Here is an 11,915-nt window from a genome sequence, read left to right on the forward strand (position 1 = left end):
TGTGTCCGGCATGCACTTCTCGGTGTGCAACACTACCAACGCCTCCTGTTGGCCCCACCCTTCGGCCCCTCCTTTGAAAGGCTATCCGCATGAGTTTTTATGACCTTTTCAAGTTCATGGTTGTAGAACCCGAAAGCCGCGATCATGACGTAAAGAATTCGGCCCTGTCTGAAATCCTGTCAGAAATCGAAAAACTGGGGCCCGAAGTCGTCAGAACATCCAGCATCAGGGAAGCGGAAATACAGCTTGCCCGCGATGTTAACTTTGGCTGTTTCCTGATCGCCGGACAAACACCCGAAGAAATAACCCGACTGGAAGGTTTCCTCGATCAGCTTGCTGTGATGGGGCTGGCACCGCCGGTATTTGTGCTGGCGTCCCAACTGGGATCAACCGAACTTGACCCCACCCTGATCGAGCGTGTGCGCGGTGTCATTTACCTTGAAGAAGACACCCCCGATTTCATTGCCAAATTCGTGACACGACATTTTCACGAATATGCCAACCAGCACAAAACACCGTTTTTTGGTAAAGTTCTGGAATATGCCGAAGCGGGCAACGAGGTCTGGACCTGCCCCGGCCATGAAGGGGGCATGTTCTATCGCAAAAGTCCGGTGGGCCGGGTTTTCTTCGATTATATGGGCGAAGCCATCTTTCGCACCGATCTTGACAATTCAGTGGTGGAGTTAGGCGACCTTTTAATCCACGAAGGCCCTGCCCTTGAAGCGCAAAAGCAGGCCGCCGAAATTTTCGGCGCCGAACGCACCTATTTTGTCCTTAATGGGACATCGACCTCGAACAGAATTGCCACTGGCGCGCTGATCAGCCCCGGTGATCTGGTGTTGTTTGACCGCAACAATCACAAATCCCAGCATCACGGTGCGCTGATGATGGCAGGCGGCATTCCGGTTTACATTCCCACTATTCGTAATTCCTATGGCCTGATCGGTCCGATGGACATGGCGGCACTGGAAGAAGATGAACTGCGCCAGCGCATCAAGGACCATCCGCTGGTTAACGACCCCGATGCCTGGAAACGCGAACGCCCGTTCCGCCTGGCCATTCTGGAAAACTGTTCCTATGATGGCACAATTTACGATGTCCGCCAGATCATCGAAAAACTTGGCAAGCTGTGCGACTATATTTTGTTTGATGAGGCTTGGGCAGGCTTCATGAAATTCCACCCCCTGTTCAAAGACCATTTTGCCATGGGGCTGGAAAACCTTGGCGACGACGCCCCGGGCCTGATTGCCACCCAATCGACCCATAAACAGCTGGCCGGTTTTTCACAGGCGTCACAAATCCACGTCAAGGATAGCCATATCGCCAGCCAGAACCGGCTGGTGTCGCATCGGCGCTTTAACGAGGTGTTCATGATGCACGCCTCGACCTCGCCGTTTTACCCGCTTTTTGCCTCGCTTGATGTTGGCGCACAAATGATGAAAGGGCCAAACGGCACCTATTTGTGGGATCAGGCCATTCGAACGGCGATTGAAATCCGCAAAAAAATCCGGTTTTACAAACGCCGCTATGAAGCAGATGGCGGATGGTTTTTCGACCCGTTTGTTCCTGGTCATATTTCAATATCAGGCAACCCGGACGAACAGCACGCCTGGGAGGATGTCGAAACGTCTGAACTGGCGCGGAACCCGGCGGCATGGGCCCTGGCACCCAATGCCAAGTGGCATGGTTTTGGCGATATGGCCAATGGCCTTGCCATGACAGACCCCAACAAACTGACATTGCTGATGCCAGGCTTCGATCGTGAAACCGGCGACTTCGCACCTTTGGGCATTCCAGCCCCCCTGCTGGCCCAGTTCCTGCGCGAACGCGGCATTGTTTGCGAGAAAAACGACATTTATTCCATTCTGTTTCTTGTCACCCCGGCGATTGAACGCAGCAAGGCGGGAACACTTCTTTCCGCTTTGTGTGACTTCAAAAAGCTGTTTGATGAAGATGTACCGCTGTCACAAATGATGCCCATAAAGGTCAAAGCATACCCGGAAAGGTACGGCAATATCAGTGTCCAGACGCTGGCAAAGGAAATGCATGCCTTTTTTAAACTGCACAAACTTTCATCCCTGCAGCGCAACCAGTTTGAACTGGGCCATTTTCCCGAACTGGCGTTAACCCCGCAAAAGGCGCACGCCGCCCTTGTTGCTAACGAGGTGGATTATATCCCCGTTTCCGAACTGGAAAACCGGATCGCGGCAACCTTGACCGTGGTTTATCCGCCGGGAATTGGCGTGATGGTCCCTGGTGAACGCTATTCAAAACATGCCCGCCCGCAACTTGACTATTTCAGGATGTTCGAGAAAAACGACAACCTGTTTCCCGGCTTCGAATATGAAATTCAGGGCATTTACAAAGAACACGATAACCAGAACCGCGTGGTCTATCACACCTATGTGGTGCGTGAAGACTGACCAAAGACCAAGCAGGATTTAAAGACCCGAATTTTATCTGAAAGGCCGCGTAACATGACAAAATTTTCTGTTCAGTCCGAATGTGGTGCGCTGCGACAAGTAATCGTGCATCGCCCCGACCTGTCTTTGCGCCGTCTAACCCCGGCAAACTGCAAGGACCTGCTGTTTGACGACATTTTATGGGTCAAAAAGGCTCGCCAGGAACATCAGGCCTTTGCCGATGAAATGCAAACGCGCGGCATCAAGGTTCATCTGGTTCAGGACCTGTTGTCAGACACGCTAAAGGATAAAAACGCGCGAAGCTGGCTTCTTGATAAACGCCTGGCTGTTGCCCATCTGGGCGCTGTTTTGCGCAATGAAATGCTGGCATGGCTTGACGAAATGGCGGCAGAGCAACTGGCCGAATACCTGATCGGCGGTATTGCCGTTGCAGAACTGCCGTTTAAAAGCACAAGCCTGCCCATCGCCCTGATGGAGCCGCATGATTTTGTACTCCCCCCCCTGCCCAACCAGCTTTTCACCCGCGATACCACCTGCTGGATCTATGGCGGTGTCACCCTTAATCCCATGCATTGGCCCGCACGCCGCCAGGAAACCCTGAACATGGCAGCGATCTATCGGTTTCACCCCATGTTCCGCGATGCCGATTTTTCGATCTGGTGGGGTGAAAATGAACAGGCCCAGGCGGGGTTGTCCCTTGAAGGGGGCGACGTTATGCCAATTGGCCACCGAACGGTTCTGATCGGCATGGGCGAACGTTCGACACCCACGGCTGTTGAATCTCTTTCACGCGAACTGTTCCGCCAGGGTGCTGTCGACCGCGTTATCGCGGCGGCCTTCCCGCGGGATCGCGCCTTCATGCATCTTGATACCGTATTTTCGTTCTGTGACCGCGATCTGGTCACAACATTCCCCAGTGTTGTTGACCGGATCAAGGCGTTCTCCATTCGCCCGGGCGAGACCGAGGGCACCATTGATGTGCGCGCCGAAAAGGTGTCGTTTGTTGAAACCGTCGCCAACGCGATGGACCTGAAAAAGCTGCGTGTTGTACCCACCGGCGGTGATTCATACGAAGCCGAACGCGAGCAATGGGACGATGGCAACAATGTTCTGGCCCTCGAACCCGGGGTGGTCGTTGCCTATGACCGCAATGTTTATACCAACACACTGCTGCGCAAGGCTGGCGTCGAGGTCGTTACCCTCGAAGGATCCGAGCTTGGCCGCGGGCGCGGTGGCAGCCACTGCATGAGCTGCCCCATCGAACGTGACGCGTAACAGGTTGTAAGGAAAACGAAAATGGCATTTAACCTCAAAGGTCGCAGTTTTGTTAAACTGCTTGATTTCACGCCGGCCGAAATCGGCTATCTGCTGCAATTGTCGGTCGATCTGAAGGCCGCCAAACGGGCGGGCACCGAACAGCCCCGGCTGACCGGCAAACACATCGTTCTGGTGTTTGAAAAGGATTCAACCCGTACCCGGTCGGGTTTCGAGGTCGCCGCCTACGACCAGGGTGCCCTTGTGACCTATATGGGACCAACCGGGTCGCATATCGGGCACAAGGAATCCGTCAAGGACAGTGCGCGGGTGTTAGGTCGCATGTATGACGGCATCGAATATCGCGGTTACGCCCAAAGTTCGGTTGAAGAACTGGTGCAATGGTCAGGTGTGCCGGTCTTTAACGGCCTGACCGATGAATTTCATCCGACACAAATTCTGGCAGATTTTCTGACCATGCGCGAACATTTTGAAGGGCCGCTCAACAGCGTGAAATTCTGCTTCCTCGGCGATGCGCGCAACAATATGGGCAATTCGCTAATGATTGGTGCGGCCAAAATGGGCATGGATGTGCGCTTATGCGCGCCAAAATCTTGCTGGCCATCGTCAGAACTGATTGAAACTTCCCGGCAAATTGCCCAACAAACCGGGGCCAAAATCACCATCACCGATGACATTGACGAAGGTGTTGCCGGGTGTGATTTTGTTTATACCGATGTTTGGGTCTCCATGGGCGAGGATGACGCGGTTTGGGAAGACCGTATTCGTCTTTTAACCCCCTATCAAATCAACGACGCCCTTCTGAAACGCACCGGCAACCCGGCTGTTAAATTCATGCATTGCCTGCCTGCATTTCATAATGCAGACACCACTGCAGGCAAGGACATACAGGAAAAATTTGGCATCAGTTGCATGGAAGTCGCCGAGGAGGTTTTTGAATCCGCCGCCTCCATCGTCTTTGATCAGGCTGAAAACCGCCTGCACACCATCAAAGCCATTCTTGTGGCAACAATGGGGGCCTGAAAATCATGCGGTTGGTCATTGCTTTGGGTGGCAACGCCTTGTTGCGCCGTGGTCAAAAAATGACCGTTGAAAACCAGCGGGAAAATATTCGTGTGGCGGCGGCTGGCATTGCTCGGCTGGCAAGCGATCACGAAATTATCCTCACCCATGGCAATGGCCCGCAAGTCGGGCTGATCGCCTTGCAAAACGCTACCTATCGCGCTGTCGACGGTTATCCGCTTGATGTGCTTGATGCCGAAAGCGAAGGTATGATCGGCTACCTTCTTGAAACCGAACTGCGCAATAACCTGCACAAAGACCGCGATGTTGCAACCCTTCTAACCGAGGTAGAGGTCGCCTTAGACGACCCTGCCTTTGCCCATCCGACCAAACCGATTGGCCCGCAATATTCCGATGACGAAGCCAGTGCCTTGCAAACCAGATATGGCTGGTCGATGGTGGAAGACGGCGGCAAAAAACGCCGTGTTGTCCCTTCGCCCCGGCCAAAACGGATTTTGCAGCAACGCTCTATCGTTACCCTGTCGGCCAGCGGCACCATTGTTATCGCCGTGGGCGGTGGCGGCATTCCGGTGACGCTGGATGAAAATGGCAAATGGCACGGGGTGGAAGCTGTCATCGACAAAGACCGGGCATCGGCCATTCTTGCCCGCGATGTCGATGCCGACGGCTTGATTTTGCTGACCGATGTTAACGCTGTTATGTTGCATTATGGCACAGCCGACCAACAACCCGTTCGCCATGCCGCCCCTGGTACCCTTAACCCGGCCGATTTCCCCGCTGGTTCGATGGGCCCGAAAATTGAAGCCGCAAACAGCTTTGCTGCAAACCAAAAAGGCTTCGCCGCAATTGGTGCCCTTGATGATCTGGAAAAAATCATTCGCAACGAGGCTGGAACGCTTTTCCGATGCGATCCAGACACCCCACCTCCATCGCCATAATCATATCAAAACAGCGTATCACGATACGATGGCGGCAAAACCTTGCGTTCGCCCGCAATGCTATTCTGCGGCACGCACCATCACAGGCACATCCGCTTTGGTATAAAGGGCATGAAGGGCCTGATGAATTCCTGCCAGCATCGATAGCGCAATGCTTTCCGGCAATTCGCCGCCCAAAGGCAGCCCGGCTGGGCTTTGCACCGAAAATGGCAATTGCGCGCGGGCAAGCCCGGCTTCGCCCAAAACCTGTTCAAACCGATGGGCCGGGCCCAGGGCGGAAACATGCCGCACCGAACTGCTGGCCAGAATATTTAAGGCTTTGCCATCAATTGGAATGCTGTGCGACATTAAAATTGCCGCATCGACCCGGTTGGTGTTTACATAACTGGCAAGGTCATGATTAAGGGTGCGAAAGATCGCTGCGACATTTGAAAAATGTTCTGCCCGTGCGTTGGCCGGGCGCGGGTCGGCCAGGCTCACCTGCCATCCCATTTCCCGGGCAATATGCACGACCGGCCGGGCGTCAAGCCCGCCGCCGACCAGTAAAATATGCGGTTCAGGCCGGATCGGCGTTACAAGCCGTTCTTCGCCTGCTGCGCCCTCCACATGGGCATGATGGCCAACAACATTTGGCGTTTCCGAAAAATACCCGCCGGGCTGATCTATCTGCTGGCGATAAAACCCGCTTTGCCGGTTGTGTAACGCAGCACACAGGTCGGCCAAACCAAGGTCGTTTTGCACGGTTACCGGTTGCAACATAATATAAACCGTGCCGCCGCAGCCAACGCCCAGCCGGAACGACAAATCATCTTCGTCATTGCCGTCATAAACCAGTTTAACGGTTTTTTCGCTCACCATCGCGCGCCGCGCATTGCGAATAATATCGGCTTCCAGGCAGCCGCCACTTAACAGGCCAAATTGCTCGCCCCGGCCATTAATCATCATCATCGCCCCGGCCTTGCGATAGGCAGATCCTTCGGTTTTGTAAATCGTGCCTAAAACCCATTCTGTGCCGGTGCGGTCCTTATGCCATGCGCCAAGCATGGCCGATAACTGGTTGCTCATCAAAGGCTCCCGCAAAAGGAGGAACCTGCCCGAAGGGCGCCATTGACGATGGCATTCCCTTCGGGCAGACCGCGCGTTACACGAATTCGAAACCGGCCTTGGTCATTGGCAGGTCAAAAATGCGTTTTCCGGTTTGGGCAAAAATGGCATTGGCCAGCGCCGGGCCGGTTGGCGGAACACCCGGTTCGCCAACACCGGTGGGGGCATTGTTCGATTTAACAATCGCCACCTCAACCGCAGGCATTTCCCCGTTACGCAACAATTCATAGTCCGGGAAATTCTGCTGTTCGACTTCACCGTCGGCCAGCGTAATTTCATTGCGCATGATCGCGGTTAAGGCGAAGCCAGCCCCGCCTTCCATCTGCGCTTTGATCACGTCGGGGTTAATCGCCACACCGCATTCAACCGCCATAAACAGCTTGTTCACATGAACGCTGCTGTCCTTAACGGTAATATCGGCCACAACCGCAACACAGGTATTAAACGAAAAATGGCAGGCAAAACCGCGCTTGTCGCCTTTTTTCCAGCCCGAAATATCACGCACCAGTTTAATGGCATTGATCATGCGGGCCTGACTGGCCCCTTGCGGGTCAAGCATCGCCAGGCGCATGTCAATCGGGTCCTGCCCGGTTTCATGGGCCAGCATATCCATCAGTGTTTCCATGGCAAAGGCGGTGTGGGTATTGCCCACCGACCGCCACCACAAAACCGGCACCGGGGTTTGAAAATCACTTAGCCCAATGCCGAAACTCGGTACCGAATAAAGGCTTTCGGTAACGCCTTCTACCGATGTCGGATCAACGTCATTTTTGATCATGCCTTCAAAAAGGCTGCCCTTCATGATCGATTTAACCGCCACACGATGATCCCAGGCAATTACCTTGCCATCACCATCAAGGCCAATTTTTGCCCGATGTGCCGCCATTGGCCGGTAATAACCGCCACGCATATCGTCTTCGCGGCTCCACACCAGCTTGACCGGCACCTTGCGCCCCGAAACTGCAAATGCCAATGCTGCTTCGGCATTGTAATCGGCATCGGGGTTGGCACGACGGCCAAACGACCCGCCAGCATACAGGGTTTTAATTTCAACCTGTGCCGGTTCCAGCCCCAGAATTTTGGCAACGGTGGGCCGGGTCAAGGCGGGCATCTGGCAACCATCATACACGCGCACGCCGTTTTTGGTCGGCTCGATGGTGCAGTTTAAGGCTTCCAGTGCGGCATGCGCCAAAAACGGAAAGGTAAATTCGGCATCAATCGTTTTCGCGGCCCCGGCCATAACCGGTGCCACTTCGTCAAGGGTGGTTTCGGGGCTGGCGTTAAATTGCGGTTTATCAAGCAACGCCTTGTGGTCTTCAACCATTTTGGCAGTGTTCCGCGTTTCCGCCTTGGACAAATCCCATTGCACGCTTAAGGCATCCCGGGCCTGAAAAGCAGCCCAGGTGTTTTTGGCAAACGCAACCACACCGGCCTTGTTGGGCAAAACTTGTGCCGCAATAAAACCGGCAACGTTTTTAGCCGCACTGTCATCAAAACCGGTAACAGTACCGCCAAATTTGGGGCTGCGCTGGATGGCGGCATACACCATGCCGGGCAAATTCACATCCATGGCAAATTGCGCGGTGCCGTTGGTTTTGCCAATATTGTCCTTGCGGTGCAAGGTGGCATCGCCGATCAGGCGGAACTGGTCCGGGGTTTTAACCGTTGGCTTTTCCACCGGCGTTAAGGTGCTGGCAACGGCAACAAATTCGCCAAAATGGCCCGATTTATCACCAGATGACAAAATGCTTTTTTCAACGGTAATGCTTGCCGGGTCCACACCCCAGTTTTGTGCCGCAGCGCGCACCAGAAGGTCGCGCGCAGCCGCCCCGGCTTCGCGGTATTGCATATAGGAATTGGCGATCGACGTTGACCCGCCTGTCCCCTGAATGCTGAAAAACAGGTTGGCATATTTGGCGTTATCTGCCGGGGCAAATTCGGTGGTAACCCGTGCCCAGTCAGCATCAAGTTCTTCGGCAACAAGGGTCGTCAGGCCGGTGGTTGTGCCCTGCCCCATCTCAAAATGCTTGATGACCACGCTTAGCGTGCCATCGGCATCAATTTTTACAAACGGGTTAAAATCGGTAACCGGTGCGGTTTCTGCGGTTGCGGCCAAAACGCCCTTGGCATTCAGGCCCACCAGCAAAGCGCCCGCTGTTGCGGCCGATCCGGCCAGAAAACCACGACGTGAAACATTAATGTTCATGGCTCAGGCCTCCAGCTTTTGTGACGCAAGTTTGACAGCGTCGTTGATGCGAACATAGGTCACACAACGGCAAGCATTGCCCTGCATGTAATCCTTTATTTCGTCATCACTGGGTTTGGGGTTTTCGCTCAAAAGACCAATCGCCGACATGATCTGGCCAGACTGGCACCAGCCGCACTGCACCACATCCTTTTCGCGCCACGCCGCCTGCACGGCCTGTGCAACTTTGTCCTGCGCCCCTTCAATGGTGGTAATTTCGCTATCGACCAAATCTTCAATAAAGGTCTGGCACGACCGCGTCGGGCTGCCATCGACATGCACGGTACAGGCCCCGCAATAAGCGACCCCGCAACCAAATTTGGTGCCGGTCAGTTCCAGACCATCCCGCAAAACCCACAAAAGCGGCGTCCCGGGCTCCGCATCGACGGTCCGGGTCTCTCCATTTATCTTAAGCTGATACTGCACTGCTCTCTCCTTCAATGCGAATATGTTACGGGGCCTTCGTCTGGCGAAAACCCGAAGCCCGAACGGTAAGCGGTAAGCCTGCTTACGTATTATTTTGTCGGTGCCGGTCAGTGCGGTTCCACCGGGTACATTTTTCGAAATCCCGGGGTCATAAACTCGCCGCGCAATTGACGGGCACAAGACCTCTGATATCCGATCATTTCATTTCTTTTAAAAGAACACCAAATTTCACTGTCTTACCGGTTATGCCATTTTTGTTAATACTAATGCGCATCATAGCCGAAGCAACCAGTATCCCGCTTGCCAGATACAAGCTGGCTATTGCCTAATTCTACAAAAATTAAGGGCGCATTTTATCGTCTGGCAGACTGACGACACCTGCAGGCAAACCTCGCGGGTGGTGTGAACGCGCAGGCTGCCCCTTGAAAAATAATTTACAGCCCGTCTTTTTGCGTTCCTATTAACCGCATATCCAAAACTGCCCTACCTCCGGCATGATCGGCACAATGCCGCCATTTATCAGGCCAGATACACCCGTGAGAATGGTCGATCCGGCTGGCCAGAATTCTCCAACCGCAATATTACACCGACCTTTTTTGGCATTTCTGCCAACATTTTCCGCCCGGCATTTGTCACAAAGCCGCCGTGCCCCCGTCTGATGGGGGCAGATGGATGGGGCATGCATGCCGCCGCTAAATCCTTCAGATCAAACGCATCGTTGTTGTTTTTAACACATTTGAAAACCCGCGCCCGACTGGTTTCAGGGCTGTTTTGTCATGCCATCACCGGGTGCAAAACAGCGTTCAGGCTGGGCCACCATGTGCCAGCAGCCTGCGCATGCGTATTTGCCGATTTTCAACCGACAGATTTTATTTGGGCATTCACACCAACAATTTTCCCATGCCCCGACACATGAACCCACCCAAACAACAGGAGCTTTAAAATGCCATTCGGTCCCGGTGCTAAAATCAAAGTCGGAACGCTGAACAAGGCAACACCGACCCCGTTTGACAATGCGTCATTGAAAAAAAGCCTGGAAAATATCGGGCTTAGCTGCGCGCAGATCAACGATCAAAACCTCTCCACCTACATCACAAATGTAAAATCGCAGTTGCCCGATGGCGCTATTCAGTCGATGGCCATCAAGGCACCACACACCAGCCCGTTAAATGCCAATCGCTTGAAAGCTGTGGCACCTGTGACATTGTTTACGGCGGCAACCGCTGTCCCGAAAATGACCAGTGCCGCAACAGGCAACTGGTCCATCCCCGATAACAACGATGCCGAAGGCTATGGCCCCAACCTCGAAATTATCCAGTATCAGGATCATTTCAACTGGTTGTTCGACAACAAATCAAGCAACGGTTTTACCGGCGTTAAAAACTCGCCCCCGGCAACCAGTGGCAACTATCCCAATGCCGAAGCCATCCAGAAACTGTTTGTCCAGGTTGGCCTGACGGCATCTTCCACCCTGGTCAAAGGGCTCGACAAACCCACCATGACGGCAACACTTTCAAACGTGATCCAGCCGTTAAACGATTCCAACATCTCCAACTACGATGTCTCTGACAGCCGCGTCATCGACCTTGTCGATAATTACGACCCGAAAACCGGCATGGCTGATGGCATCGGCGTTCTGACGGTTTCCTGGCATCTGACCATCGAAGATTACAAGCGCAAAACCAAAGACGGCGGCGATACCCACGCCACCTACCTGAAAATGAATGCGTGGTCAGTGCTCTACACCGACCCGGGTGTTCTGTGCCAGCAATACAGTTCCGTTTTGCAGCATTTTGCCATCAACGCCGCAAGCGCACCTTCCTGCCGCACCAGCTAAACCCGCGATCATCGTAATCGTTCAAATTTGTGTTCACCCTTCCTCTTTTGGAGACTTCACATGCCCTTCGGACCTCCTTCCACTCACGACCTGAAAATTTTCGACGTCATGCCAGTGCCAAACGAGACCACCTTCAACGCAGGTGTTCCGGCCCAAAGCACGACCAATGAGATGCTGTCGATCATTCTCTACAGCCCCAACCTTGAAATCATTGCATCGCTCGACAACACCAAGTCGGCAGTCACCAGCGATTACAACGTCTCGGTGAGCAATGGTTTTACCTTCACCACGACACAAAGCGTCAGCGTGAAAACCTCGGTTGGTATTTCCATTGAAATTGTCACGGCCTCCGTTGAAACAACCTTCGCGTTGTCTTTCAGTGAACAATGGAACACCACCCGCACCCAGGGCATGTCGTTTTCCTGCCCGCCGGGCAAAAAAGCCTTTGTTTATCAAGGCACGCTGATCTCGCGTGTCATGGCGCTTAATGCCCAAACCGCCCAGTACGAATGGTTTTCAGCCGCAGGCAAAGCCCTGACCCAGGTGCTTGTCACGACCGAAGCCCCGATTGGCAATGCACCGTCTTCGCCGGTTACCATGAAATAACACGGGCCTGAACGGTGCTGACCCATCTGGTTATACGC

General features: G+C 53.8%; 9 protein-coding genes. 6 read left to right on the forward strand and 3 right to left on the reverse strand.

The features are described from left to right. Positions 1-89: 89 nt before the first annotated feature. The 4 genes from TMES_RS16935 to TMES_RS16950 are packed head-to-tail and all read left to right on the forward strand — an operon-like array spanning position 90 to position 5,659. Positions 90-2,423, forward strand: a complete 2,334-nt coding sequence (locus TMES_RS16935; RefSeq protein ID WP_085584724.1) for an Orn/Lys/Arg family decarboxylase — start codon at positions 90-92, stop codon at positions 2,421-2,423. A 54-nt stretch (positions 2,424-2,477) separates the two neighbouring features. Continuing rightward, positions 2,478-3,698 (forward strand): arginine deiminase, encoded by a 1,221-nt coding sequence (arcA, locus tag TMES_RS16940; protein WP_085584726.1) that lies wholly within the window; start codon positions 2,478-2,480, stop codon positions 3,696-3,698. A gap of 21 nt (positions 3,699-3,719) precedes the next feature. Continuing rightward, positions 3,720-4,721 (forward strand): ornithine carbamoyltransferase, encoded by a 1,002-nt coding sequence (gene argF / locus TMES_RS16945; protein ID WP_085584728.1) that lies wholly within the window; start codon positions 3,720-3,722, stop codon positions 4,719-4,721. Between the two features lie 5 nt (positions 4,722-4,726). Then, positions 4,727-5,659, forward strand: coding sequence for a carbamate kinase (locus tag TMES_RS16950; protein WP_085584730.1), 933 nt, complete (start codon positions 4,727-4,729; stop codon positions 5,657-5,659). 60 nt (positions 5,660-5,719) lie between these two features. Here TMES_RS16950 and TMES_RS16955 read toward each other — a convergent pair whose 3' ends face one another. The 3 genes from TMES_RS16955 to TMES_RS16965 all read right to left on the reverse strand — a co-directional run bounded on the left by TMES_RS16955 (position 5,720) and on the right by TMES_RS16965 (position 9,434). After that, the gene (locus tag TMES_RS16955) at positions 5,720-6,724 is read right to left on the reverse strand and encodes an XdhC family protein (RefSeq protein WP_085584732.1); all 1,005 of its coding nucleotides are present in this window, start codon (positions 6,722-6,724) and stop codon (positions 5,720-5,722) included. A gap of 76 nt (positions 6,725-6,800) precedes the next feature. Then, a complete protein-coding gene (locus tag TMES_RS16960; protein WP_085584734.1) occupies positions 6,801-8,969 on the reverse strand; it encodes a xanthine dehydrogenase family protein molybdopterin-binding subunit in 2,169 nt (722 codons plus the stop codon). 3 nt (positions 8,970-8,972) lie between these two features. After that, on the reverse strand, positions 8,973-9,434 hold the full coding sequence (locus TMES_RS16965) for a (2Fe-2S)-binding protein (protein ID WP_085584736.1): 462 nt from the start codon (positions 9,432-9,434) through the stop codon (positions 8,973-8,975). Positions 9,435-10,377: 943 nt separating this feature from the next. Between TMES_RS16965 and TMES_RS16980 the strand changes: the two genes are divergently transcribed. Both TMES_RS16980 and TMES_RS16985 read left to right on the forward strand, forming a co-directional pair. Next, positions 10,378-11,271, forward strand: coding sequence for a hypothetical protein (locus TMES_RS16980; protein WP_085584742.1), 894 nt, complete (start codon positions 10,378-10,380; stop codon positions 11,269-11,271). Positions 11,272-11,331: 60 nt separating this feature from the next. Next, the gene (locus tag TMES_RS16985; RefSeq protein WP_143589702.1) at positions 11,332-11,877 is read left to right on the forward strand and encodes a hypothetical protein; all 546 of its coding nucleotides are present in this window, start codon (positions 11,332-11,334) and stop codon (positions 11,875-11,877) included. Positions 11,878-11,915: the final 38 nt, after the last annotated feature.

Source organism: Thalassospira mesophila (assembly GCF_002115755.1).
Taxonomy (GTDB): domain Bacteria; phylum Pseudomonadota; class Alphaproteobacteria; order Rhodospirillales; family Thalassospiraceae; genus Thalassospira; species Thalassospira mesophila.

Bases quoted from the DNA above. Each gene is read 5' to 3' on its own strand.
- TMES_RS16985 (WP_143589702.1), top strand. From the start codon at position 11,332: ATGCCCTTCGGACCTCCTTCCACTCACGACCTGAAAATTTTCGACGTC.
- argF (WP_085584728.1), top strand. From the start codon at position 3,720: ATGGCATTTAACCTCAAAGGTCGCAGTTTTGTTAAACTGCTTGATTTC.
- TMES_RS16955 (WP_085584732.1), bottom strand. From the start codon at position 6,724: ATGAGCAACCAGTTATCGGCCATGCTTGGCGCATGGCATAAGGACCGC.
- TMES_RS16980 (WP_085584742.1), top strand. From the start codon at position 10,378: ATGCCATTCGGTCCCGGTGCTAAAATCAAAGTCGGAACGCTGAACAAG.
- TMES_RS16935 (WP_085584724.1), top strand. From the start codon at position 90: ATGAGTTTTTATGACCTTTTCAAGTTCATGGTTGTAGAACCCGAAAGC.
- TMES_RS16950 (WP_085584730.1), top strand. From the start codon at position 4,727: ATGCGGTTGGTCATTGCTTTGGGTGGCAACGCCTTGTTGCGCCGTGGT.
- arcA (WP_085584726.1), top strand. From the start codon at position 2,478: ATGACAAAATTTTCTGTTCAGTCCGAATGTGGTGCGCTGCGACAAGTA.
- TMES_RS16960 (WP_085584734.1), bottom strand. From the start codon at position 8,969: ATGAACATTAATGTTTCACGTCGTGGTTTTCTGGCCGGATCGGCCGCA.